This is a genomic window from Bacteroides reticulotermitis JCM 10512 (genome assembly GCF_000517545.1).
GTDB classification, from domain to species: domain Bacteria; phylum Bacteroidota; class Bacteroidia; order Bacteroidales; family Bacteroidaceae; genus Bacteroides; species Bacteroides reticulotermitis.
Genome location: NZ_BAIV01000014.1, coordinates 69,326 through 93,832 on the forward strand (window position 1 = coordinate 69,326; position 24,507 = coordinate 93,832).

A 24,507-nucleotide genomic window follows, 5' to 3' on the forward strand; every position below is an offset into this window, starting at 1 on the left:
TTTCTTATTTCATTTCTTCTATAAAATATTCACCCAGCTTCTCAGTGTCGATTGTCGTGCTGGGAGACACTTCAACAAAGGAATATTCCGTTTCGGGCGTATCGCCACCTGTAGAAATCACCTTAACAGTTCCAATCGTTTTGCCGGGAAGCTCGATCATCAAGCCCGTCTGCGGATTCTTCACGCTCTTGCCTTTGGTCTTAATATTAAAGGTAGCGCCAACATCAACACCCTGACTAGCTCCACCGCCAATCAAAACAGCTTCATTATCGTACGATAAGAAATAGGTTCTCCAAGGTTTATCGGTACATTTATTAATAATGTTCTCCACCAGTTGCCCGATGGCTTCCGATATCGCCTTATCGCTCAGTGTAGCATCATAATCGGCTCTTCCCCCTACTCCCATCGTTGTTTTAGTTGTAAGATCGGCTGTACCTTTAGCTTCGTCCGAGTAAATAATCAATCCGGTGGATACATCTACCAAACGAATCACAACCGCCGCTTCCACCGTTTGGGTTTTCGTGGTACTAAAGACACCGGACTTACCCGTATTCTTTCTACCGAATTCTGTGATAGAGCCAATAATCATGTAATCTGCGCCAACCGTAGCCAGGCTATTATCCCCTTTCTTAGCTTCTTCCAGCAAAGTAGCTAAATCGCTTCGCTCCAGCAGCAGGAATTTACCGGATGCAGCAAGCTTAGCCGACAAGATGTCTAAGGCTTGTTTTCCCATCGGATCATTCTCTTTATCATAAAAGATCCCCTTTGCGTACTGTGTCTCATTAGAAAATCGGCCGATGGCAACTTTACGCTTTATCACCTTCTCATTAGAAGCAGAGATATTGCTTTGCACAGGCTCCACTACTTCGACTTTTCGTTGTGCATAAGTCATGTGGCATATAAAAAACGCACACATAACCATTACAAGTTTTGTTTTCATTATACAGTTGTATTAGTTTTACTTTTCTACCCACAAAATAGTGCCACTACCCTCGTACTAAGAGATATATAGCATAGCGCAAATATATATATTTCCATTCAAAAACAAGCTAAATGAATCGAAAAATAGCGTGCAAAAGCATCTTTTTTATTTACCACCTCTATTCTATGATTTCCACAGACAAAAGCATTTCAGCCCTCCACGCAGCTCCCGCCTCGGAGCAAAATAAAATGCGACTGATTCTCTACAAATCAGCCGCATCATTTATTATAAACGATGATTTCTTAGAAATGGGCAACTACACCTAGTACGTAATCCATGCGAAACAAACGAATGCGATTCCTACTGCCCGGCCCACAACATACATCAAGCACCCCATAGCTTTTACTAGGTAACCGCTACATTTCTCGATCAAATAAACAACTCTCCACCGGGACGTTTTAGAAATAGATGCTGAAAAAATTGTATTACTCGAATAAATTGGCTATCTTTGTAAATAATCAAAGTTTATATTGAATCCAACTTAACAATGTTTGCTCCGTATTCTACCTAGCAGATTTTTCCAATCGTCAGCAATTGACCTAAGATCAACTATTGTTTTAGATATAAACCAGTTACAAGAAAGTGTGCAACACTGCTATTGCAACCAAGATTTATAGTTTAAAGAATCCGAAGTTCTTAACTCACGTAGCGAGCATTTGCTAAATTCTATTCAGGTGGAGCATTCACCGAGATTGCGTGAGCTTTTTTGTGAGAAAAAATAATTACATATAAATAATACATTAATTAATATAAAGAATTGCCTATGGGAACATTTAGAAAAAAAGAATTAAGAAAGAAGAAACAAGAAAAAAGAAGAGGAAAAATTAAAGCGCAAAGAAGAGCGTAAAGCTAACGCAAGCGGATCATTCGCAGATATGATTGCTTATGTGGATGAAAATGGTGTTATCACTGATACGCCTCCAATCCAGACAAAGAAAGAAGAATTGGAGCTTGACAGCATTATGATTTCAACTCCTAAGAAAGAATTTATAGAAGAAAAACCGTTAGAGGAGCGTGTAGAACACTTCAACTCCGCTAAGGGTTATGGCTTTATCAAAAATATCGCCGGTGTAGAGAAGTACTTCTTCCACATCAGTAACGCTCCTTCCGATATAGCAGAGGGCAATATGATTACTTTTGAACTGGAAAGAAGCCCCAGAGGCATGAATGCTGTACAGATTGCCTTTTTGAAATAAATAAATTTATATAGAAACGATTATGTCAACAAAACAAAAATCTTCCGTTACGAAGAAAGATGGTGAAATTACTCGCTCCGAAAGAGTGTCGGCAACTCGCCAGACCAAGAACGCATTGAAGAATGCCAAAGAAAAAGCGGGAGCCGTCGTCCACATCGCTATCAGCAATCGAACAACTATCGAACTGCCGGCACATCTAACGAAAGAAGAGATCGCTGCCCGGATTGAAAGATATAACAAACTACGTGGGTCGACCGTATAAGTAACATTCCAACATCTTACTCTGTGTAAACAGAAGAAAACTGTGCCGGCAAAGAGAAATACATCTCCTTTGCCGGCACAGTTTTTATATATACCACGCGCAGTGCTCACTCTGCACTTTCGATATAGTCCACAGCCTCCATAATCCATTTATCGTCACCGACTACAACATCCTGTACAGTCTGCTTCACCGGAATATCGATTCGCACCCCTACCCGCTGGTTCATTCCCCAATTGGGATAGAACGCACCCGCCATTGTATAGTTAAACCGTATGCCACGAGGAAGAAACAGATACCCTATATGCCGTTAGCACCGGCCGTTTGAGTTCCAATGACCGCACTGCGGGGAGCTACTCGGAAAGCGATAGCCGACAACTCACCGAAGCTCTGAGTTCCTTCATTTACCAAAATAGCGATTTTACCTTTGAAGTAATCCGGATTTTCTTTCATACCCACATCCCCTTTTATGTCCAAAAAATAGTTGCCCGGATACTTCTTTGAGTTCATCGAGAACCACATATAAGGAGTCAGTTGAGGATAGAGATACTTCTCCATCATGTCTTTGGTAAACCCTTTCGGATATTTGCGCAAGTCGAGAATAAGTCCTTTGGCTTGGGCACTGTTCCGCATCAACTGTTCCAATTCGTTGGATTGGATTTCTCCCATATTTATATAGATTATGCCTCTTGTACTCAAAAAATACTCCTCAGGCTTTTTTCGTTCCATCTCTTTTCTCATCGTAAAGGTCTGCGTAGGTACCTTTTTATTGTAAACCCGGTCGTCAAACTTTACCCGGACCGAGATCTCTTTATCCGGCGTCAGGAACAGTTTGGGAGCTACATCTCTCAACAGCGTCCGTTCATTGGAGGCAGGTATAATTGGACGATACTCTTCTACAATCTCTTCCACGGTTTTGCCTTTTACTCTCAAAATGACAGATCCTCTCTCTATCTCCTGCAACCACGTAGACCGCACGGCAAATTTCCCATCCACCGTCTGAGTCAACCCCAAAGGAAGTCCACGCATACTGGGTTGAAATTTACGAAATACCAACCTCCATGCGAATCATTGATTTCGGCTGCCAACTTCTGCATGGAACGGTCCAATTGCTCTTCGGAAGCGGCAGTGATAAATTCCGGAAGATATTTTGCCAGTACCGTGCTCCAGGGGTTATCAGTCAGATTCCGATAGGGAAAACTATATTCAATGGCATTCCACATTCGGTAAGCAGTCAGGATACGGTACCCGAGATCCTCCCAACTAACGTTCGGATAAGGTTTATCTCTGACAAATTCGATCTCTTCCTTTCCCGTAAGCTGGGGCAGGTAATAGTTGAACACACTGTTTCGTTTCGCGTTTTTGATTTTCACCAATTTGGCTGACAGATCGCTGTCGAAGAGGTTTGAATCTTCCAGCCAACCCAAATACGCGAAGCGATGATATTGAGTAGAGTCTTCGACCGTATAGTCCTCTGTTTCCGTTATTTCGCCGTATTGGTCGATCCACTGGCTTAGAAGCAGATTTCTCGCTGTCCGATCTTTGGCTGCGGCTATGCGAGGAAGTATTCGGAACAGTTCGAAATCCCAATTATACGTACCAGCAGTGACTTGAGGATGAAAGTATTTAAGGAATCCCCAGACTTTCCCTAAGACTTCGAGATTGTCTACCGTCTGCTTGTCGATTGGAAGGGTCTGAATGCCTGAGTTCTCCATAAATTCCCGGTCTTTATCTGCTTCGATAGTCGGCTTTTCGAGAATATCCCACGATTGACCGTCAACGAAGACTTGGCAATCGCTCAACCAAAGGGTTCCCTCTCCCTGACTAGCGATGCGAAAGTAGAAAATAGAAGTACGGGCCAGGGGCATTTCAACAGAGAATTCCTTCCAGTCTTCCTCTCCTTTGCAGTCGGCAGTGACCGATTCGGTCAAATTGCGTCGCAAGAAAGTATTCAGCACAATGGAGAAACGAACACTCATTCGGTCGGCCTGCTTGTATTTGTATTTGCCCGTAAAGCGGATTTTCTTACCGACTATATCTCGGTTTGAGAAATAGAAATGCACATCCGTCGCTTTGTCCGAGGTCGAGGGAATCAGCAAAGACGACTGCCCGGAGCACAGCGTCTCGTTATCAACCTTGACTGCCGGATTGCTACTAAACCAAGCCATTTTGGGAGAGAAACGAGGATCATTCCCGTAAAGAATCTGCGCTTCATTAAAAGAGAGAAAACCATTTCGGGTTTGAGGCGATTGCGCGCAAAGGTTGAAGCCAATCAGCATGAACAGCCATAAAGCTAGCATTCGGTTTTTCATATGTATCATTGTTGGTTATTCTTTTACAATATTTTATCATATAGAGAATATCATCTAAAAAAGGCTGAGACTCCGTAAAGGTATATCGTGCATTGGGACATAATTCTAATGAATATAATCACGTAGATCCCATCCGCCTCGGTAAGAATAAGTAGCCTTTAGATACCTTCCCTGAAATATCCGTCCATCCAGTGTTTCTAAATATCGAAAGCTTCCGACAGGTAGTTCATTTATCGTTCTTTCCAATTCCGATACAACCCTTCTGTCAAACCATCCCATTTTTTCGGGTCGAAGAATGTGCACATACGACTTTCCCGATAAATCGGTGAATAACAATAAGGAATAATCCTTCTGAAAAAACGTAAAGACAGGGTCATAATTATCTCTGATGAATTTCTCCAGACATTTAATTTCAGGCAGATCCCGGTTCCAACATCCATCGTTGATGTGAACTCCGTTTCCGCAATTATGCAAGCTTCCTCTTGGTATACCACACGGATCTACTGAAGTAATATACCCCCTATCGACTGTCAGTATCGTTTTTTCTCTCGACACCCATTCACCGTATAAGTTGTATGGGCAAATTAAAGCATTTAGTGTTCCGGTAAACCACGATGCAAAGACTCCTTTTTCCCGACTTCCGCCGTATTTTTTTAAAAGCATAGAAAACACCTCTTCAGCACGTGCTTCTGACATCCCAATGGGAAGAATCTTTTTCAAGACCAATTGAGAATAGTAATTTTCCCAAATTGCATGAAAATTCGTAGCAGGCATATCCAAATTCTTTATTAACACTGGAGATACTACAAGTCTGGCTATATTCGCTTCACAAACTCTTTCTATAGCATCATAATAATTTAAAGGACGAGAGGGTTGCTTTCCTTTATTGAAATAGGCTACCATCTCTTTTACGGAAACAGTATCAATAGCCGTACGATTAACCGGCTTCTGCGAACAGACATTCCCATTGAACCAGAAGCAGATTATAAGGCAAGTAATTCTTTGCATATAGACGAAAGAATTAATACGGATAGCTATTCTCATCTTTCGCGGAATATTGGCAGACATATCCATAGTCCAGTATCTTTTAAGATTAAGCATTTGCAAAAATTGCCATAATATTGAAAAACGAATAACAATTACTGTTCAATAAAGGATAAAACTAGTCCAATTTACATATAATTGCCTGTCATTGAACAAGTCTTCCCGGCCAACGTTTATAAAAAGGAAGAAATAGCCGAACAGACAGCAGCTATTTATTACCAAGCAGATTCAGTATTTACCACTTAAAATAGATGGGTATGAAAACGATTTTCGATTTTACCGCACTGAGTAATAAAGGCAAAGAGATTAACTTTGATGAGTTTAAGGGCCATGTGCTCCTGATTGTCAACACCGCCAGCAAATGTGGATTCACCCCACAATACAAAGCACTGGAAGAGTTGTACAAAAAGTACAAAGACCAAGGCCTTGTGATTCTTGGGTTCCCTTGCGATCAGTTTGGGCATCAGGAACCGGGGAGTGACGAGGAGATCGCTTCTTTCTGTGAAGTAAACTTTGGGGTAACCTTTCCCCTTATGGCAAAGGTTGAAGTGAACGGTGACAAGGCCTCTCCGATCTTCAAGTATCTAAAGAAGAGTACCAGTGGCTTTCTCGGATCGAGCATCAAGTGGAACTTCACAAAATTCCTGATCTCCAAAGACGGACAAACGATCAAGCGATTCAGTCCGGTAACGAAGCCGATGTCTTTAGAAAGTAGTATTATCAACTTCCTCAACGAGTAGTCCGCCCATCGGTAATGCCCTTCATCCGGCTCCCAAAGCATCCGAACCGGATCGAAAATAGTCAGATAAATGTCTGATATGAAGCCAATCTGTGCCAAATAAAGCCTGATATACTGAAAATAAGCAAATAAAATCAATAAAAAACCCCTCATTCCGTAATTCATAAATTTATTTGCTTAGCTTTGCACCCACAACAATCAAGTTATCATTGTATCTCTTCTTCTCTATGATATGTTCCGCTCCAGATTTGCGGATCTTCCCATCGTCAAAATTGACTGCAAAATGAACTTTCTTGTTTTTTATTAATCAGTTGCGAAAAGATGGAATACAAATAATCGTAACACGTTTCGCAAATAAGATGAAATCATTTTTTATCAGCAATCTGGAAGTAAAGCTTCCGGTGATTCAAGGAGGAATGGGTGTAGGAGTATCCTTATCCGGGTTAGCAGCAGCAGTAGCCAATGAAGGCGGTATAGGAGTTATATCATGTGCCGGTTTAGGACTGATTTACCACAATTCGCAAGGAGATTATCCAACCAAGAGTATGTTTGGATTGAAAGAAGAGATCCAGAAAGCCCGAGTGAAAAGCAAAGGCATAATCGGCGTCAACATCATGGTCGTTCTTACCAACTACGCGGATATGGTAAAAACATCGATTGCCGAAAAGGTAGACGTTATCTTCTCCGGTGCCGGACTTCCCCTCGATCTCCCCTCCTTTCTGACAAAAGATAGTAAAACCAAACTGGTTCCCATCGTATCCTCCCCGCGAGCAGCCAAAATTATATGCGAAAAGTGGAAGATGAACTATAATTATCTGCCCGATGCCATAGTTGTTGAAGGACCCAAGGCCGGCGGACATTTAGGATTCAAGGCAGACCAGCTGGACGATGAGCAATACGCTTTGGAACATCTCGTCCCGGAAGTGATTAAGATCACACAGCTCTATCAAAATGAGAAGAATATACCGGTCATTGCTGCCGGAGGAATTTCATCCGGACAAGACATATACGATTTAATCAAGATGGGCGCATCGGGTGTACAAATGGGAACCCTATTCGTTACCACCACCGAGTGCGATGCCTCCGACACGTTTAAAAACGTTTTTTGAAAGCATGCCAAAAAAGACGTAAAAATCATACAAAGTCCCGTCGGAATGCCCGGAAGAGCTATCGATGGCGAGTTCATCCAAAGCATGGAAATGGGCAACGAGATGCCTAAAAGCTGCCCCTTCCATTGCATCAAAACCTGTGATTACAGCCGAAGCCCCTACTGCATTGCCCAATGTTTATATCAGGCAGCCAGAGGAAATATGAAAAAAGGCTATGCTTTCACAGGAATCAACGTTCATTTGTCGGAAAAGATATCGAGTGTAAAAGAACTCATCTCCAATCTGAAATTGCAATTCAGCGCAGCCGAATTAGCCTATTCCAAGCAGCTCCAAAGCGGTAAATGAATGTTGCCCAGACAAAGTGCAGCAAACAAATAGATCAGCGCATAGAACAACAGTTAGAGTCTTTGATCTACATCAGGCAATAGTGCCGAAAAAGACACGAATACCAAACCACCATTCGTGTTTGCAACAAGATTAACACTCACGTCGGAGTGAGGTTACTACTTATCCGAAAGCTGACAGGCGAAAAGTAGTAAAAGTAATTCAGCTCTTCTTTGTCGAAAAGAGGAATGCCACCTTTATATATATACACAGAAATGGTTGCTGAATTTGATAGTCAGGAAAGACGTCAGCAAGAAGCAAATTATAAATTAAAAAAAGATTGTCTAGCGGACAATTACAAGTATGACATTTAAAGAATTAAATATAATAGAGCCACTATTGAAGGCTCTGAACGAAAAAGGATATACCAACCCTACACCTATACAACAACAAGCCATAACACCTGCACTTGCCAATCGTGATATTTTAGGAATAGCACAAACAGGAACAGGTAAGACGCTTGCTTTTTCACTGCCCATCATCCAACATTTGCATTCGCAGAAAGCCGATGAAAGGGTAAAGGGAATTAAGGCCTTAATCTTAACCCCTACCCGGGAACTGGCCATCCAGATCAATGAGTGTTTGAATGATTACACGCGTTACACCGCCATTCGCCACGCCGTTATTTTTGGAGGCGTGAAACAAAATGCACAGGTAGCCCAACTTAGAGCAGGTGTAGATATATTGGTAGCCACGCCGGGACGTTTGATCGATCTAATCAATCAGAAGATAATCGACCTAAGCCAAATCCGGTATTTTGTGCTCGATGAAGCCGACCGAATGTTGGACACCGGTTTCATACATGATATCAAAAGGCTGTTGCCAAGGCTTCCTAAGAATAAGCAAACACTTTTCTTCTCGCTACCATGCCCAAGGAGATAGCCGATCTGTCAAGGTCCATTCTCAAGAACCCCGTAAAGGTAGAAGTTACGCCCGAATCGTCGACAGTAGACACCGTCAAGCAATATCTCTATTTTGTAGAGAAGACCGAGAAGTCCGAATTGCTGATCGATCTACTAAAGAAAGACCGGGCTAAATCGACACTGATATTCTCCCGGACAAAGCACGGAGCCAATAAGATTGTGCAAATCCTCTGCCGGGCAGGTATCGGAAGTTCGGCTATCCATGGAAATAAATCGCAGAATGCGAGACAAAAAGCCCTATCAGATTTCAAATCACATAGCATCCAGGTTCTTATCGCAACAGATATAGCTGCCAGAGGGATCGACATCAACCAGTTGGATTTGGTTATCAATTACGATATACCCAATGTGGCCGAAACGTATGTACACCGAATCGGACGTACAGGAAGAGCCGGTAATAAGGGTACAGCGTTGACATTCTGTAGCAATGAAGAAAAGAAGATGCTCAAAGACATACAAAACCTGACCGGGAAAAATCTCATTGTGTTAAAGCAATAGTAAAGTTACTTTAAAGAGAGCAAGTATGGCAACAAGGAAAAGACTCATTGTAGACAAAAAAGAGGGTGAAATAACCCGTTCCGAAAGAAGTTCGGCAAACCGACAAGCCCAAGAGGTGCTGAAAAAAGCAAAGGAACAGGCCGGAAGTGTTGTCCACATCACCATCAGTGAAAAGATAACCATTGAGCTCTCGGCCCATCTGTCGCAACAGGAGATAGACGAACGGATAGAAAAGTATCACAGGCTGCATCATAAATAGGGATTTCACCTCTCAAAAATCCCTATTTTAAGGTATTGGTTTCCGTTGGATATATGGCGTACTTTGCAAACAAAAAAAGAAAGTGCTTCTTTCCAGCCGTGCAGACAATCGAAGTATTGCGCAAGCTGAAGAAGAAATACCTATATGGAAAAGCCGAACAAAGGAACTCTCCCAACGGAGAAAAGACCGGATACACTCTTCTCTTCCTGCCTGCAATGTAAACCCTGCGGAGGTGGATGTAAAATTGTGGATAACCGTGTATCTTTCGTTTTCGATCCTGAACAGAAAAGCGTCAGTCATCTGATACTCGACACGGCACCGAAAGCCTGCCTCGGCAGATGTGGACGGTCATGTCAGACAGAATTGCGACTGGTACAAACACTGGAACTTCGGACCACTGTGGTCGAACCAATAAATACATTCAATATGAGCATCACCGACATTATCAGCAACGAAAACGTAACACTCGTTCAAGGCGTCAACGGCATCTGTCTTTGTGAAGAATCATGGGTTACATCGAGACAAAAGCTTGCCTCTCAAAAGAAAAACCGCTCCAACGGCCCAACGGAAGCCGAACGGTTGCAAAAGGAAAAAGAAGTACGACGCTTTCTTCAAAGTAGTAATGAATACGTAGATTTCGGGCGTACACATACGCCATAAACCGGAGTTGGCAAATTCTTGCCCATGCATAGCCGAAAATACCGGTATTGCCGGCAACCAAAGCGCAAATCGGATTATTTGCTCCCAGTAAGCAAGGGTTGCAAACGCAATCAACCCACTTGACGATAAACAAAGAATGCTGCCATCTTATTCAGGATGTGCAGCATTCTCTGTTTTTATTTCCGCATCTCCTCTCTCCCATTCGCTGTTCACCCCACACATTCCGAGTGCAAGCACATATCCGTCAACGGAGTTAGCACAATTACAGTGAAGAAATGAGTGGGCCTATTTTAAGATTCTATTTGTTTTTTTAAATCGTTTAGTTATATTTGCGCCGCTATTTACGAAGCGTCCCCAATCGATTGATACGATTTGTCAGGAGCCGTGTATAAGCGTTAACAAACAATCTAATATTTGGAAGACCAATGGAACAGGCTCGTATTGCTCAAAGGATTGAAGTGGTGGATGTGATCAGAGGGTTTGCCATAATGGCAATCTTATTGTTGCACAACATCGAACATTTTGATTTCATCAATCGCCCCGATTATTTACCCGACTTTGTGAAAGCCCTGGATAAGAGCATATTCGCTGTGGCACGTTTCCTGTTTAGTGGCAAAGCTTACGCCATATTCGCCTTGCTTTTTGGTTTCACATTCTTTTTGCAGTTGAATAAGCAACAAAAGCTCGGCAAGGATTTCCGGGGACGGTTTGCCTGGCGAATGCTCATCCTCTTACTTTTCGGTGTTGTTAACTCAGCCTTTTATCTCGGAGATATTTTGATGATATATGCCACCATCGCGTTCTTTCTGCTCCCTGTTTTCAATCTGAGCAATCGTAATCTGCTGATTATTGCAATTATATGCCTGTTACAGCCTATCGCTCTTTTCAGTATAACGAAGATCATTTCAGACCCCTCAATCGAGTTCGTGAAGGTCTCCTACTTCAAGGGGACGAAGGAGTATCTGGCGAATGGATCTTTTTTCGAAGTGCTGTGGTCGAATCTGACAATAGGCAAAAAAGCGGTTTGGCTGTGGTCGTGGGAAAAAGGTCGATTCCTCCAGACCTACGCTTTATTTCTGCTGGGATATTTGGCGGGAAGGAAAGGTGTCTTTCTCCCTCAGCATCGCAAGGTATGGGGCAAGGTGCTTGTATACGCGCTGATTGCAGCTGTTATCCTATTCTTGGCGGAAAGCCTGTCGAACGAATATATTTCCAGAAAAGCGGTATCAAAACCTGTGGGCGAATTAATCTCGAGTTGGTATAATTTCTCTTTTATGCTCTGCTGGGTAGCTCTGATCAATCTTCTTTTCATTTACGAAGGTTTTCGCAAGTGTACCCATTTCTTGTCCTATATCGGCAAAATGGCCCTTACCAACTATATGATGCAATCGGTTATCGGCTCATTTCTCTATTATGGATTTGGCTTGGGGCTGTATTATTATACAGGTGCGAGTTATAGTTTACTCATTGGCATCCTTATTCTCCTTTTTCAAGTTTACTTCTGCAAGTGGTGGCTGCGTACACACGCCCGAGGACCGATGGAAAGCATTTGGCACAGACTGACTTGGATCAGGAAATCCTGAACAGGTAGGCAAACTCGCAGGCTTTGGGGAAAACTCTGCCATTTTGTTTCTATTATGCAGCAATTATGATGCATTTTAGAAACAAAACATTCGCTTTATTGGGAGATACACCTGTTCTATCTATAAAGAGCCTGTGGTAATTGTATTAGAAAGTATCTTTAGCTAGGTTTAACAGCATTTTCTCTAATTCTTCCCCCCACATGTTTTTAGCGATGATAACTCCTTGCTCGTCCAGCAGAAAGGTGGTTGGATAGCTTTTTATACCAAACTTTTCTTTTATTCCATTGGCGTCATCCGATAATATCTGAGGCCAAGTGATTGCATATTTATCCATCATTTGGGTAAGTTGAGCAGGCTGACTATCGCCGACAATGCCGATGAATTCGATTTTAGATCTGTCCACTTTGTCATACAGTTCTTTCAGGTGCGGCATTTCTTGCAAACAAGGGCCACACCAGATTGCCCAGAAATCGAGCAGTACATATTTACCTTTCAAGCTTTCTGAGGTTATCAAATCTTGTGATTTGAAATTATTGCCTTGAAACGAATGAGCCTTATAGCCAACCTGTGTCGATTGCAACTGCTCTTTGGGTTGCTCGGTCTTTCTCAAAACGAGGGTATTCTTATTCGTGTTCACGCCTGCAATCTGATAGATCTGATTCCGGATCTCGATATATTCATTCTTTCTGTATATATTATTATCACCTATTTTTTCTCCTGCTTTCAGCTCGCAATCAACAAAAGCCAGCTCCAACCTTTGATAAGATAATTCCGTAAACGTATTCGAGACAACAGCAATTCGCCTGCCTTCATATTCGGTGGTTGCGTATTGCGAGAAATTGCACAAAAACGTACGATACTGATCGTTATACATCATAAACAAAGGAACAGTTACCGGAACAATTTGACCGTTTGCAAATGTTTCGAGAGACACTTTGACCCCATGGGTCTGCGCCAATAATTCTTTCTTCCCATTATTCTCAGCCGTCATTTCAAGTGGTGTCAACAAAGCGTCGTCGCTTAAATCAAGGTTGTTGTTGGCATCTATTACAAGTTTCAGGTTACCGTCCTTATCTTTCCCATAGCAAAGGCCACTTTTGTTTTCAACGGGGTTTTCGAAAGTTGCAAGGTATCGGGAATCCATCCCCATGACTTTTGCAATTGTTCGTACCACTCCTTCGTGATATTACCCTGCAAATAATCCTGATAAACAGACTGGTACATATAAGCATCAATACTCCCCTGCTTTATTTCTGCCAATCCCTGAGGTAACTTGCTAATTTTCAGATATGTATCTAGCCATGGATTTTCTTTATCTTCATTATTAGCCGACACTCCTTTCAAGGCCATCCGAAAAGGCCCATAACCTATCTCTGGGGTTAAAGGCAGTTCGATGATATTCTCTTGAGCATATCCCAGTCGGAAAGTCAAAGATAAAATAATTAGTAAGGTTGTTTTCAGTTTCATAGTAGTAATTATTAGAAGGATCTATTACCTCTGGCGTTACATGCAATTAACCCGAAGGCATTTTGCAAAGATATAAGATTGAATCACAACGCCAAAAAAATAGCCATACCCATCTTTACCTAGCAAACGGAATGGGGTATATATCCACTGAACATGTCACATAACTAGCACCGATAAAAAACGGGTGTTCGCGAGGAAAGATCACTGTGCAAGTCTGTTTTATATAAGTTTCTATCTCTTCCAAGACCGGTATGGGTATGGGTTCTTTAACCACAGAATAAGCAAAATAAACTTCAACAATCTTACCTGTAAAATCACTTCCTATACCTATCAGAGCTACTTTATCCGCAGATTTCGTTTCATCGGAAAGACCGAAATAAGAATAAACTTTCTTGCGTGCGAAAGCCTGGACAGAATCCCTGTCTGATATATAAATTGCAGGAGAATTGACATCCGGATCCGGATTGTAACGGTTCACAACCTTAGCATAAGGGTTGGCTATATTATAGACGAGAAAGGTATCACCTGTCGTCTTCACCAGATATTCATTGTATTTCCCTTTTTGATAGGAAATGCCCTCCTGCGAGTAAATCGATTGGGCCAATAACACCGCAAACAGCAATAATAAAGTTTTCTTCATAATGGCAAGCTATTCGTTTCTTAATAATAGAATAACAGATAAAGGCATGAATAAAGTTACAGTTAGTTGATTTACAGATGCATATTAACAGCAAACAAATTTATAAAACATTTTGTTTGATAAATCTTTTTTTCGCAAGTTTTTTTTCATATCTCATTCCATTTAGCTAGCAATTTCCAATCATCAGACGCGGTAGTTTTCACTCTATTCTTTCCGCATTTCCACTAGCCTGTTCGACCTTGTCATTGACAAGCTCGCATATAATTGAAAATAAAAGACAAATAAATATGGCAATTCTAAAAAATATTCGTACATTTATCGCGCTATTTTAAAAAAAAACTACATCATCATCTGGCATAATTATAAAAGAATGATGAAAGAACATTTGATAAAACTTAATTTAGTAGAGATATGAGAGCGAATGTTTTTTGGAGTAAAACGGTGAAAGGCATAACTTTATCAGCCCTGCTTATTTTAGTAGCAGTAAGTGTCTTTTTTTACTAGAGGGATCGTTTTGGAGTCTTTTTATGATGGTTATTCTTCTTTTGGCTATTGTGTATTGCATGTATTGGGCTCCTAATTTTATTAGCATAACAGATAATTCGTTGATCTTGCATAAACTATTGGGACGTTTGACTCTTCCTTTCGATCAAATAAGAACAATAGACATTTATCAATCCGAAGGCGTCAATGCCCGTATTTGTGGCAGTGGAGGACTGTTTGGGTTTACAGGACTGTTTTATAATAAGCAAATTGGCAAATACCGCTCATATATCGGTTCGTATCGGCAGGCATTCCTTGTTACTATGATTAGTGGTAAGAAGTATTTATTTAGTTGTGAAAACAGAGAGCAAGTTGTAGCCTTAGTGAAGCCTAAGCTAACGAAACTAGCTGATTAGACTACTCAGGTAGTACGTGTTTTGAGCACCAGGAGTCATTCAGTCTCCGGACCGAAGTCGGCACCTTGGCCGGACCTGATCCGGAGACGAAACGGGTGGCGTTACCGAAGCAACTCTCCTCCATCCCTTATTTATATTTCCACAACTGCAACCCGTCCCACACCTTTTTAGCCTCTTCGTGCCCTGCATTGAACGACTTCTCCATCCACAAGGCAGCCGACTTGGTGTTCTTCGGTGTGCCTTTACCGTAGTAATAGATCAGACCCAGTTCGTACTGCGCTGCTGCATAACCGTTCTCAGCACCCTGCTTCATCCACTTGAACGCACCGGGCAGATCAGTCTTTTCCTTGCACATCAGTCCGAGTTCATACTGAGCTTCACTGTTACCCAATCCGGCACTCTTCTCGAAGAGCACCTTCGCCTTAGCGGGGTTCTTGAGCACACCGTCGCCAGCCTTATACAATCGTCCGAGCGAACAACAGGCGTACGGGCTGTTCAGTTCAGCCGACTGCGTATAGCACCGGACGGCTTGGGCGATGTCGTAGCTGGCACCTCCGCTATATTCCTTTTGGTAGTAAAGATTGCCCATATTGTTGTAGGCAGCGGATTTCAGCTCATTGTCGGACGTATTAGCGAGGGCTTTGCCATACCATTCAAGAGCTTCAGCCCTGTCTCCATTATCGCCATGCAGGCGGGCGAGCCAGAATTGCCCCCAGTCATAGCCGTTATCTGCGCTATACTGTAGCCATGCGGCTGCCTTGTCTTTGTCTTTGCCTGTGCCACTGCCGAAGTAGTAGGCCAGTCCCAGCTTGCACTGCGCCTCTGCATAACCCTGCATAGCCGACTTCTGATACCAATCGAAGGCTTCTTCATATCTTCCACCGTTATTGGCAATATTACCTAAGAGGTATTGCCCCCAATAATTACCGTTTTCGGCACTTCTGGAGAGCCAGTTGTGGGCAACTTCCTCGTTTTTGGGAGTACCGTAGCCTCTGCACAGAAGCGCGATACATAGTATTGAGCATCGGCCAAACCTCCCATGGCTGCATGAAGCATATAGGTATAGCATTTTTCAGCATCGCCCGACAGCGTACCATCCAGCATGGCTATCGCCACGAGGTATTCCGCGGCGATACTCCCCTTCTCCGCACCTAGCTGCAGGTATTGCAGGGCCATCGTTTCGTCCTTGGCAACTCCTTTCCCTTTCCGGTATTTCATGGCGAGCTCGTAGGCAGCGTCAGCGTCTCCACCGTCAGCATTCCGTTTGAGTTCATTCAGTTCGACACGTATCTGAGCATCGGTCTTCAGCCGGACATCGATAAAGTTCCATTTAGGGAGGTGATACAAGCCGGGAACACCCGATTCGTTTTCCACCAAATCGAAACTGATGACGTCAAAAGGGATTTTCTCGAAGGCAACGGCAAACCACTGCTCCCTGCCGGGCTGTACGTAGCCTCTGTGTTGCTGACTGGAACTTTGTATTCCTTTATACACGTTTCCGTCGTCGGCACGTATTTCCAGATACTTGTGGGGCTGTTCGGGAATCATGGTAATGGAGGCGTCGTTCGTCTTATACAGGAAATCCACTTTGGTCATCTGCCCGTCAATCGTCACGCTCATAATGTGCAGGTAGGGATCGCCCTGCCTCTGCACGGAAGGTTTCTCAATATTGATACTCGCAATATCCTTTGAGCTTTGCGCACAAACATGGGTCGAAAGGCAGAAGATGGCAAGGGTTGTTTTCAAATATTTATTCATCGCTTTTATTTATTTAAATGTAACTTCTATCCAAATCGCTGAACCGTACTTTCTGATATTAAACTCCATAGAGGAGGTATGAATCGTGCTCTCACTATTCGCTAGGTCTATCGCTGAATCGCTTCCGTATTTCTTCACGATCGCATCGGCAATGCCCTGCATGATGTTTGTCGGCTTATTCACGGCCTTGTAGTCCAACTCGAGGCGGTATTTGACACAGCTAACTCTTGCCGCCGTGTTTTCTTCCGTTTCGTATATATTGTCGTAGTAGTTGTAAGAAGATTTGGACAGTTCCTCCGGGAATTCGAAAATGATCTGTGCAATGGACACCCCGTTGCTCAAATCGACCGTTTCGCTACTTTTGCGTGAGCTGGACGAGAAGTACGACAAATCCCCGTACGACTCCTTGATCTGCCCGAAGGTGGTATTGCCACTAATCCCCCGGAATGAACCCGAATCCGAATTTTTCAGTAGGTTGGTGGTAACAGCCTCTACGTCGAAATAGTCGGTACTGACAAACAGCCTGTCATCATTCAACATATACGTTTTAACTGTACCCATATAATCAGAAGGAACGTCCGTGTATTGGGGATTAATCACAATCTTTCCCTCCCTGTCGATAAATCCGACTTTCCCGCTCATCACAAAGGGGGCAATGTCACCGATAAAAGAGCCTATCGCATCATACTGAGGGTTGAGAACATACTTCCCCTCCCGGTCAATTATGCCCCATTTCTTATCGTCGATACTCACACCGGTAACGTTCGCCTTTCTAAAATAGAATGTGTCCTTGAACTGCGGATTAATAATTATCTTTCCTTTCCGGTCTATCCAGCCATACACACCTGAAGATTTGACTATATAGGTATCTCCGTCGGGTTTGATTTGGTCATATTGGGGCGACACTACGTATTTCCCTTTCCGGTCGATAAGGCCGTATTTCTGGTCTCTGTCTCCAATGCCGACCACGGCCAGCCCGTTATCATCGAAACAGTTAGCTCCCGAGAACTGCGGCTGAATGACGAACTCACCTTTCGGATTGATATATCCCCACCCTACGGCTTCGTCTTTGACAGCAGGTGTCAAGCCGCCACTAAAGCCTGAACAATCCACAAAAGCGGGGTGGATGGCGGTTTTCCCCTTGTTGTCGACGTATCCCCATACCCGGATGCCGTCCTCCATGAAACAGACGGGGGCAAGCCCCTCGGAGAATATCCCCACTCTTTCGCAGGCCTTCAATGCAAAGAGCGTCTCTCCCGTGGGAGTGATGGCCGTGGGGAAGCCGTTTTCTTCCACCACCCAGGCTATTCCGTCGTTGAAGATGGTGGCGTATTTGTACTTCTTTCCGTTGATGAACTCGCCTTTCTTGTTTATGAAAGCCAGCGGACGGGAAAGCGTTTGTGATGTTTCATCGGCGACCTCCACCCGTGAGCGGCCTTCGTAGAAAAACGAGGCTTCATAGATCTGTTGTACAGGCTTTATCACGACCTCTCCTTCCGAATCAATAAAGATCCAACCGCCCTCATTCGTTTTAACGGGGATAAGGTCTGTATCGGCTTCGTTTTTAGGCTGGCAACTGCCAAGTAAAACGCCAACTGTTGCTGTGATTAATAAGAAGCGAATATGTCTCATTTTTGTAGTATTATAGGGTTTAAAAATAGGTTATCTCCCGTTTTTCGAGCAGGATTTCCGTATGGATGCTTTTCTTCTCTTGTTCATCGGTCTGCGCTATTTTGCGGTCTACTTTGCGTTCCGTCCAGTTACCTCTGCTATCCGTCTTCAGGTATTCAAACTTGTCGACGTTTGTGTAAGTTCCTGTTTCATCGCTACCATTCTCGGTTTGCATACTCGGCAACTTGTCCTTTTCGCTCGGGTACTTGTATTCGATGGTCAACGCACTAAATCCCACGTTGGGATTAGACTTGATGAGCCTGCCCGAATTATCGAAAGTGAAGCTGTCACGGAAATATTCACCGCCTTGCTCTATTTCACTTCTCGTATTCTTTTCGTATTCAATTTTATAACTATACGCCCCTCCGGATGAATATTCATTCGGGCTTGAGTAGACGTTTGTCACCGTATGGGTATGTTTGCTTCCGTCTTCCAACACCCACACAGTTGTTTGCTTGGTCAGATTGCCGTCGCTGTTAAATTCCAAGTAACCGCCGGTGTCGTATTTCACCGACTTGGCGCGCCCGAGCAGTCCGTAACATTTCCAGCCGCACATGGCAGGCGTTTCTTCTACTGCGACAGCTCCCGTCGGCGTTGTGCCTGTGCCGCTGGTGGTAACAGCGGGTGTTTGCACTGCTTCCTTCGCTTTGCCGGTGCAGCCGGACAGAAGCACCGACACGAGCAGGAATAAAATTGTTTTTGAGTTCATATTCGATTTGATTTTGAGTGAATTAAACAGTTGCAAGATTGACATCTCCTCCTCAAATGCCAGCACGACAACTATCAAGTGTACGAAGATTATGACGGCTCATCCGGAGATGGAGGGGAGGAAATAGGCCCAACGGGTCAAATAATACAGTTTAGGGAATGCCCGTACCGAAGTTTTTAGGCGCGTGGTTTACTACGATGTATTCATTTTCTGTTGCCATAATATTTTCCCCCTGTGTTAATAAAGATGAGCGCACGTAGTGCAAAAGTAATCGAATGCCCTGAGTCTAAATACCCCTAAATAGGGTATATTGCAAACTTTCTGCCCGGGTCCGGATATGTTATTAATCGATAGGTTCAGTTCGCCAGCATCGCTTCGTTTTCATCGATCGTCTCGCCCGCCTTCACGAGTCTCATAGCGTTGATTATAAACAGCGTAGGGGCGAATAAGAAGTTTATCGACAGTTTAATTTGACAGATGATAATTTAGATGGGAATGTAAGGGGATATCCACCTATGCTAACAAAATCCACATGATTTTATAAAGGAGGGTGTGAAAGCAGTTCTGTTGTGATAAGACATCGTATAGCTCTCAACTGGAACTAAGATTCGGGTATTTTTCATTTCTCGATAGTAGAGAATAATACGATGCCGGCAAGAGGAAAATCGGTTCTTCTTGCCGGCATGACTATAAGGTGTATGCTTAGTGCGCAGGAGGCCAATTGCATTAAGCCAAGATTTCAAATACAAGCACTTCCGGCAAGCTTATCATCATCAAGAACGATTTTCAACGCTCATTCCTGCCTTCATGATGTCCGATGCCGATTGTGCGAAGCCAACCGGACTCACTTTTTTAAAGGTTAATAAATCAATCCCATTTCGCTACCACTTCCCAATCGTCAGGTGTAGTAGTTTTCACTCCATTTTTTCCATGTGGCACAGTTCTTATCACGATGTCCTTCTTACCGCTGAACTGAGATTACACCTGACGCAAGAATATGAATCAATAAAAAAACTTTATTATCACAAAAAACTCAATTTATGTGAAAAAGTATCCCACTTGGAGAGGCAAACAAGGTAATAGATATAACACATATCTGACCAAGCTGGTCCAGCTATCAAAGGAGTCATTGAATATATAAACAATCCAAAGGTATTATGGTCGTATGGAGAAATGAGATCACAGATGCAAATAATATCATAAAATGAATTGAGAGACGTATTCGTCTACTTTCTTTAGCTCTTAAATATTCTTCAATTAAATAGGACCTATTATCCTAATTGATACATATTTAATTGAATACTTATGAAAACTTCTTGTTTTCTAAACAGGACAGTATCCTTAGTTGTTTATTCCTCTAAATTTGAAACTATCATTTTTAATGATATAATTAAGTTAAGAGTAATGAAATCAGTGTCTGAACTTCAAGATATCCTTCTGAGGCTATATTACAAAGAAGATATTCGCTACGCATTAGTTATCGTTAATCGGGAAAACGGAGAAATAAGATTAACACCAACAATCACAGAAGCAATTGCAGACCTTAAATATTGTGTTTTGGAAACTAAGAAAACGGATTCGAACTACTCAATCAAAGAGATCATGAAATAATAGAATTCTAATGCGCCCCTAAGAAGGGGCAAATATATATTGGAGTATAAAAGTCTCGTTTCTACTTGTAAAATGAGGGGCATGCAATCATGACGCTAATCACGTCTTGACTCAATTCAAATAATAAGCCATTAAAGCCTTCTTAAAAGTTATAGGTGTTTACTTTTTAGCCAAGCACTCTCGACAAGTACCTTTATAATAGAGATGCGTTTCTGCGACTTCATGTCCGTTCATCTTCTGCCCTTCTACGTACTTTATACCGGGAGGTAGCGGCAAGTCATAGATATGCGTACACCGCTTGCAGAAGAAGTGTGCATGAGGGGAGTTGTCCACATCAAAACGAGTGCTATCTTCATCGATTGTAAGCATTAGGATTGCTTTATGGTCAGCCAGTAGCTTTAAAGTCTTATAAACCGTTGTCCTCGTAAGTGTGGGCATTGAGGGAGATAAAGCATTATATATCTGAGTTGCTGTCGGATGGCTACAACAATGATCAAGTAAATATTCCATTATGGCAAGCCTCTGGTGTGATGGCTTCATGTTAAAATTTAGCAAAAAGGACAATGATTTCATACCTTGGAGTGTTTTTATGTTATTACGATTCTGGAATTATATAGAATCTAAACTTTTAGTATATCCTATAAAACCTTTTTGCAACATAATATGTTCAACTCAGGAAACTTAAACTTTTTATAGAGACCGGCATCGATTTGGGAAAATAAATGTTGGCTATCATTTTTATGAAACTTCAGCACCACACAAGGCTAAGACCTTCATTTTTGCCCTTCATCATTCAACGTCGTAAAATGCCAAACATTAGCAATCTTCACAAAATTCACAGTTATGATATTACCTTCACCATCATCTACATTGACAGTCCAAGAGCGAAAAAGGAATAGTCCTGGATTTGGAAGTGCTTCAACAGCTTCTTTGATTATCTGGTACATTTCTTTCCTCATACATCACTTTTTATAAATTGCAACATTTAGTTGGCTTCTATTTTTTTTCTGAAGTTAATCAATTGGCCTATAGTTTTTGAAAAGTAAGATATTCACAGTTGTTTTCAATCCTTAGTAGCAGCACTTTCCAAAGTCCTCAAGCGAGAATCAGACATGATTGATATTAAACTCCTGAATAGCCCCTGTTTTCTTATATTTTTCGTCCATGATAGTAATTCTTTTAGTGACTAGAAAGTGGGCCTATCCTTCATTACATACTTTCTGCAAAAGTAAGAAAAAGCCCTGATACTTCATCACGAATTTCAGGGCTTAAAATCTTATTAAAAATGAGAAGTAAAACTACTTCGCTATCTTCCAGATGAAGTTTTGCATCCTTCCGGATTTGAAATAAAGACTTTCAGTGAACTTTATGCGCAGAAAGTTGCACAGGAAACGATATATGAAAAGCACAGAGCCTCCTTTTATCATATCTTCCGGTATAAAGGAGACAGTAGTTGTCACTATGTTAAGAACAAGCAATTAACTTTCGAAAAAGACAGTCTGTTGATCGTTAACCGAGATGTATTTCAACAATATTCCCGCTATAAATGTATGGACGATATGATACTGTTCAGCTTCGATTTCTTTGGATATAATCAAGAGGAAATTGATTTTCTAAATACATGTAGCCTTTTTCGCACCGATTATGTCGTGATTCCTCCATCTTTGGAAAGCTTTATAACCGACATAGAGGAGTATTTTTATTTATTGAAAAATATAACAACAAATGAAAATAATAAAAAACCGGAAACAAAAATGATCATACTGCGTAACATTTTGCATAATACGTTGATAATAATCGAAAGGGAATACCGTCGACATAAAAAAAATAGATCCATACCTCTCCTGAATATCCCCAATTGCGTACAGCAATTCAAAGAACTTTTATGTGAGCATTATCAAACACAAAAACAGGTCGCTTTCTACGCCAAAAAACTAAACATAACAGAAAGAAAATTATCTCGGACCATTTATAATACACACGGGCTCTCAGCTAAAGAATATATTAACGAAAAGGTCTTAACGGAAGCCCTCCGACTATTGGAGAATACAACACTCAGCCAAGGAGAAATAGCCTCCAAGCTGGGCTTTGATCTTACATATTTCATTAAATTCTTCCGAAAACACAAGAAGATATCACCAGCTCAATACAAACAAAAATTACAAATAAAGTTATGAAACACCGGACTCTTGTTTGTCTATCAAAAAGGACAAATAACACATACCTCCCGCAAACTAAATACAGTAAAAACACAGATTAACAAACGAATGATTCATTCAAAATATACGAGAATAAAATATATATATCTTTTTGGTAGGTCACGGTTAGGTTAGGACAAGATAGGCAACATACCCAAGCGGAAATATCGAATAAATGGGTTTTGCATAATATACATTTTGTGTGGGGTGCGTGTACTTGCAATTTCCAGAAAGGGCCGAACTATTAAATATACACATTGATGCTTATTGTTTTTTTAATATTTCCATATAGTCCATTCTCCGTTTACTTTGCGGCGGGTCTTAAAATTTAGCTCTTCTTTAATAATCCCCAGACCATCACCGTCATAATACTGCTTGAGGTTTCCCTCGGGCAAGAACAAAGTAACGGTGCGCGCCGTGACAGAACCGTTACGGATAAGCCGATAATCCTCGCTGATTTTGTCCGCATCGTCGTATCCGGTCAACTTTTCCCACCCGTCCCCAGCAGCTGTGATATAGCTCTCTCCCGTCAATTTGCCGTTATCATCGTATTGGTAGCCTTGTACGGTTCCACCGATGACCTTCCTATAACTGTTTTCACCTGTTTTTTCCATGTACATCACGGTCATACTTCCATCAAGGCGGTACGTACACATAATTTCCACTTTACCTGCTTCCAAGTAACGTATTGCACGCTCCCGGCATAAAGTGGACGAATTAGCTTTTCCGTCTGTGGACAAGTCCGGCTTAAACTCTTTCTCGAGAACAATCCGGCCTTGTCCATCGTAGTTCAGTTCCACTCTCCTGATAGTCATTTTATCTCCGTCTCCCGTTCCGGGCAGTAAGACAGCGTTTACCCTTCCATCCGCACCGTTCTCAAAGCGGACAGTGACGGTCATTGGCCCGCCATCCTTGTAATCCATACCGGTAACCCTTCCGTTCGCTCCGAAGAAATCATAACGGCGTGCATTATAGGTAATGGAAACTGCAGCGCCAGCAGGGAATGAGACCTTCAATTCCCTGATATTCTTCAGTGTCGGATCTGCAGAAAAACGTTGCGCACCAATCAAACCGTCGTTATCATAGAGCGTTTCGAGCTTTACGACATAGGGCGTACCAGAGGAATCATCCAGTTGGATGAAGGCCAACAGGGCATCCACGGCAGACTGTATCAGTCTGTTTGTCGTTTTACCTTGCTGTGCCTTCACACAAGGAAGCACAGCAAAGCAAACGATAGCTCCTGTCACTATTAGCCGGTAAATGTTCATTCCGAGGGCTTGATTAGATAGGGTGCAATAAGTTTAAAGTCGGCAACCCTTGAACGGAGCGCTTCCATATTTGCCGGGACCCTATTCATGCTACGGTCGGTAATCCTGACAAATTCGAGTTTTTTACAACCTGACAGTTCAGGAAACTCTATGTTGTTGAAACATCCAGTCAACTCCATTTTTTTGAGGTGGACAAGCGTTTCCATTCCTTCCGGATAAGCTCCCATAGGCTTGTCCGGAAGAGAAATGTTCAGTTCTTTCAGGCTGGTCCACCCAGCCAGTGCGGGTACAAATTCCACCCGGGCCGCTCTCACAGTCAACTTTTCCAACTGCTTTAG

General features: G+C 42.4%; 24 protein-coding genes and 2 pseudogenes. 10 read left to right on the plus strand and 16 right to left on the minus strand.

Annotated features, from left to right (window positions below; translation table 11 throughout):
- Positions 1 to 4: 4 nt before the first annotated feature.
- The gene (locus JCM10512_RS09950) at positions 5 to 940 is read right to left on the minus strand and encodes a CsgG/HfaB family protein (RefSeq protein WP_044162638.1); all 936 of its coding nucleotides are present in this window, start codon (positions 938 to 940) and stop codon (positions 5 to 7) included.
- A gap of 929 nt (positions 941 to 1,869) precedes the next feature.
- Here JCM10512_RS09950 and JCM10512_RS09955 point away from each other — a divergent pair.
- Positions 1,870 to 2,178: a cold-shock protein gene (locus JCM10512_RS09955; RefSeq protein ID WP_244437086.1), complete on the plus strand. Its 309-nt coding sequence runs from the start codon at positions 1,870 to 1,872 to the stop codon at positions 2,176 to 2,178.
- 22 nt (positions 2,179 to 2,200) lie between these two features.
- Complete coding sequence (locus JCM10512_RS09960; protein ID WP_044162640.1) at positions 2,201 to 2,440, plus strand: hypothetical protein; 240 nt, start codon at positions 2,201 to 2,203, stop codon at positions 2,438 to 2,440.
- A gap of 106 nt (positions 2,441 to 2,546) precedes the next feature.
- On the opposite strand, the gene JCM10512_RS23785 is transcribed toward JCM10512_RS09960, so the two are convergent.
- The 4 genes from JCM10512_RS23785 to JCM10512_RS09970 form a co-directional block, all read right to left on the minus strand.
- Positions 2,547 to 2,696 (minus strand): hypothetical protein, encoded by a 150-nt coding sequence (locus tag JCM10512_RS23785; RefSeq protein ID WP_244437088.1) that lies wholly within the window; start codon positions 2,694 to 2,696, stop codon positions 2,547 to 2,549.
- A gap of 41 nt (positions 2,697 to 2,737) precedes the next feature.
- Positions 2,738 to 3,466, minus strand: coding sequence for a S41 family peptidase (locus JCM10512_RS23790; protein ID WP_244437091.1), 729 nt, complete (start codon positions 3,464 to 3,466; stop codon positions 2,738 to 2,740).
- The gene (locus JCM10512_RS23795; protein WP_244437093.1) at positions 3,442 to 4,758 is read right to left on the minus strand and encodes a S41 family peptidase; all 1,317 of its coding nucleotides are present in this window, start codon (positions 4,756 to 4,758) and stop codon (positions 3,442 to 3,444) included. The genes JCM10512_RS23790 and JCM10512_RS23795 overlap by 25 nt, the downstream gene beginning before the upstream one ends.
- 96 nt (positions 4,759 to 4,854) lie before the next feature.
- The gene (locus JCM10512_RS09970) at positions 4,855 to 5,823 is read right to left on the minus strand and encodes a DUF5030 domain-containing protein (RefSeq protein WP_044162643.1); all 969 of its coding nucleotides are present in this window, start codon (positions 5,821 to 5,823) and stop codon (positions 4,855 to 4,857) included.
- A 227-nt stretch (positions 5,824 to 6,050) separates the two neighbouring features.
- Here JCM10512_RS09970 and JCM10512_RS09975 point away from each other — a divergent pair, with 227 nt between their 5' ends.
- The 6 genes and pseudogenes from JCM10512_RS09975 to JCM10512_RS10005 all read left to right on the plus strand — a co-directional run bounded on the left by JCM10512_RS09975 (position 6,051) and on the right by JCM10512_RS10005 (position 11,948).
- A complete protein-coding gene (locus JCM10512_RS09975) occupies positions 6,051 to 6,533 on the plus strand; it encodes a glutathione peroxidase (RefSeq protein WP_044162757.1) in 483 nt (160 codons plus the stop codon).
- Positions 6,534 to 6,891: 358 nt separating this feature from the next.
- Positions 6,892 to 7,986: pseudogene (locus JCM10512_RS09980) on the plus strand (NAD(P)H-dependent flavin oxidoreductase).
- Positions 7,987 to 8,328: 342 nt separating this feature from the next.
- Positions 8,329 to 9,446: pseudogene (locus JCM10512_RS09985) on the plus strand (DEAD/DEAH box helicase).
- A 25-nt stretch (positions 9,447 to 9,471) separates the two neighbouring features.
- Complete coding sequence (locus tag JCM10512_RS09990) at positions 9,472 to 9,705, plus strand: hypothetical protein (protein WP_044162644.1); 234 nt, start codon at positions 9,472 to 9,474, stop codon at positions 9,703 to 9,705.
- 144 nt (positions 9,706 to 9,849) lie between these two features.
- Positions 9,850 to 10,365 (plus strand): hypothetical protein, encoded by a 516-nt coding sequence (locus tag JCM10512_RS23800; protein WP_244437095.1) that lies wholly within the window; start codon positions 9,850 to 9,852, stop codon positions 10,363 to 10,365.
- A gap of 425 nt (positions 10,366 to 10,790) precedes the next feature.
- Positions 10,791 to 11,948 (plus strand): DUF418 domain-containing protein, encoded by a 1,158-nt coding sequence (locus JCM10512_RS10005; protein ID WP_044162646.1) that lies wholly within the window; start codon positions 10,791 to 10,793, stop codon positions 11,946 to 11,948.
- A gap of 145 nt (positions 11,949 to 12,093) precedes the next feature.
- On the opposite strand, the gene JCM10512_RS10010 is transcribed toward JCM10512_RS10005, so the two are convergent.
- The 3 genes from JCM10512_RS10010 to JCM10512_RS10020 form a co-directional block, all read right to left on the minus strand.
- Positions 12,094 to 13,092, minus strand: a complete 999-nt coding sequence (locus JCM10512_RS10010; protein WP_158332203.1) for a TlpA family protein disulfide reductase — start codon at positions 13,090 to 13,092, stop codon at positions 12,094 to 12,096.
- Positions 13,005 to 13,415: a hypothetical protein gene (locus tag JCM10512_RS10015; RefSeq protein ID WP_081741277.1), complete on the minus strand. Its 411-nt coding sequence runs from the start codon at positions 13,413 to 13,415 to the stop codon at positions 13,005 to 13,007. The genes JCM10512_RS10010 and JCM10512_RS10015 overlap by 88 nt, the downstream gene beginning before the upstream one ends.
- Positions 13,416 to 13,530: 115 nt before the next feature.
- Complete coding sequence (locus JCM10512_RS10020; protein WP_044162652.1) at positions 13,531 to 14,055, minus strand: hypothetical protein; 525 nt, start codon at positions 14,053 to 14,055, stop codon at positions 13,531 to 13,533.
- Positions 14,056 to 14,582: 527 nt separating this feature from the next.
- Between JCM10512_RS10020 and JCM10512_RS10025 the strand changes: the two genes are divergently transcribed.
- A complete protein-coding gene (locus JCM10512_RS10025; RefSeq protein WP_044162654.1) occupies positions 14,583 to 14,954 on the plus strand; it encodes a PH domain-containing protein in 372 nt (123 codons plus the stop codon).
- A gap of 127 nt (positions 14,955 to 15,081) precedes the next feature.
- Here the strand turns inward: JCM10512_RS10025 and JCM10512_RS21350 are convergent, their stop codons facing one another.
- The 6 genes from JCM10512_RS21350 to JCM10512_RS22485 all read right to left on the minus strand — a co-directional run bounded on the left by JCM10512_RS21350 (position 15,082) and on the right by JCM10512_RS22485 (position 21,662).
- Positions 15,082 to 15,972 carry a tetratricopeptide repeat protein gene (locus tag JCM10512_RS21350; protein WP_369346467.1) on the minus strand — a complete coding sequence of 297 codons (891 nt, stop codon included), beginning with the start codon at positions 15,970 to 15,972 and terminating at the stop codon, positions 15,082 to 15,084.
- Positions 15,855 to 16,712, minus strand: coding sequence for a tetratricopeptide repeat protein (locus JCM10512_RS23805; RefSeq protein WP_044162657.1), 858 nt, complete (start codon positions 16,710 to 16,712; stop codon positions 15,855 to 15,857). The genes JCM10512_RS21350 and JCM10512_RS23805 overlap by 118 nt, the downstream gene beginning before the upstream one ends.
- Before the next feature lie 9 nt (positions 16,713 to 16,721).
- Positions 16,722 to 18,344 (minus strand): WG repeat-containing protein, encoded by a 1,623-nt coding sequence (locus JCM10512_RS10040; RefSeq protein ID WP_044162659.1) that lies wholly within the window; start codon positions 18,342 to 18,344, stop codon positions 16,722 to 16,724.
- A gap of 19 nt (positions 18,345 to 18,363) precedes the next feature.
- Complete coding sequence (locus JCM10512_RS10045) at positions 18,364 to 19,092, minus strand: hypothetical protein (RefSeq protein ID WP_148298355.1); 729 nt, start codon at positions 19,090 to 19,092, stop codon at positions 18,364 to 18,366.
- A gap of 1,770 nt (positions 19,093 to 20,862) precedes the next feature.
- A complete protein-coding gene (locus tag JCM10512_RS10055; RefSeq protein ID WP_044162665.1) occupies positions 20,863 to 21,276 on the minus strand; it encodes a Fur family transcriptional regulator in 414 nt (137 codons plus the stop codon).
- Positions 21,277 to 21,476: 200 nt separating this feature from the next.
- Complete coding sequence (locus JCM10512_RS22485) at positions 21,477 to 21,662, minus strand: hypothetical protein (protein ID WP_148298356.1); 186 nt, start codon at positions 21,660 to 21,662, stop codon at positions 21,477 to 21,479.
- 591 nt (positions 21,663 to 22,253) lie between these two features.
- Between JCM10512_RS22485 and JCM10512_RS21355 the strand changes: the two genes are divergently transcribed.
- Positions 22,254 to 22,880: a helix-turn-helix domain-containing protein gene (locus JCM10512_RS21355; protein ID WP_148298357.1), complete on the plus strand. Its 627-nt coding sequence runs from the start codon at positions 22,254 to 22,256 to the stop codon at positions 22,878 to 22,880.
- Positions 22,881 to 23,176: 296 nt separating this feature from the next.
- Here JCM10512_RS21355 and JCM10512_RS10065 read toward each other — a convergent pair whose 3' ends face one another.
- Both JCM10512_RS10065 and JCM10512_RS10070 read right to left on the minus strand, forming a co-directional pair.
- Positions 23,177 to 24,169: a hypothetical protein gene (locus JCM10512_RS10065; protein ID WP_044162667.1), complete on the minus strand. Its 993-nt coding sequence runs from the start codon at positions 24,167 to 24,169 to the stop codon at positions 23,177 to 23,179.
- A complete protein-coding gene (locus JCM10512_RS10070; RefSeq protein ID WP_044162670.1) occupies positions 24,166 to 24,498 on the minus strand; it encodes a leucine-rich repeat domain-containing protein in 333 nt (110 codons plus the stop codon). Before JCM10512_RS10070 ends, JCM10512_RS10065 begins: the two co-directional genes overlap by 4 nt.
- Positions 24,499 to 24,507 lie beyond the last annotated feature (9 nt).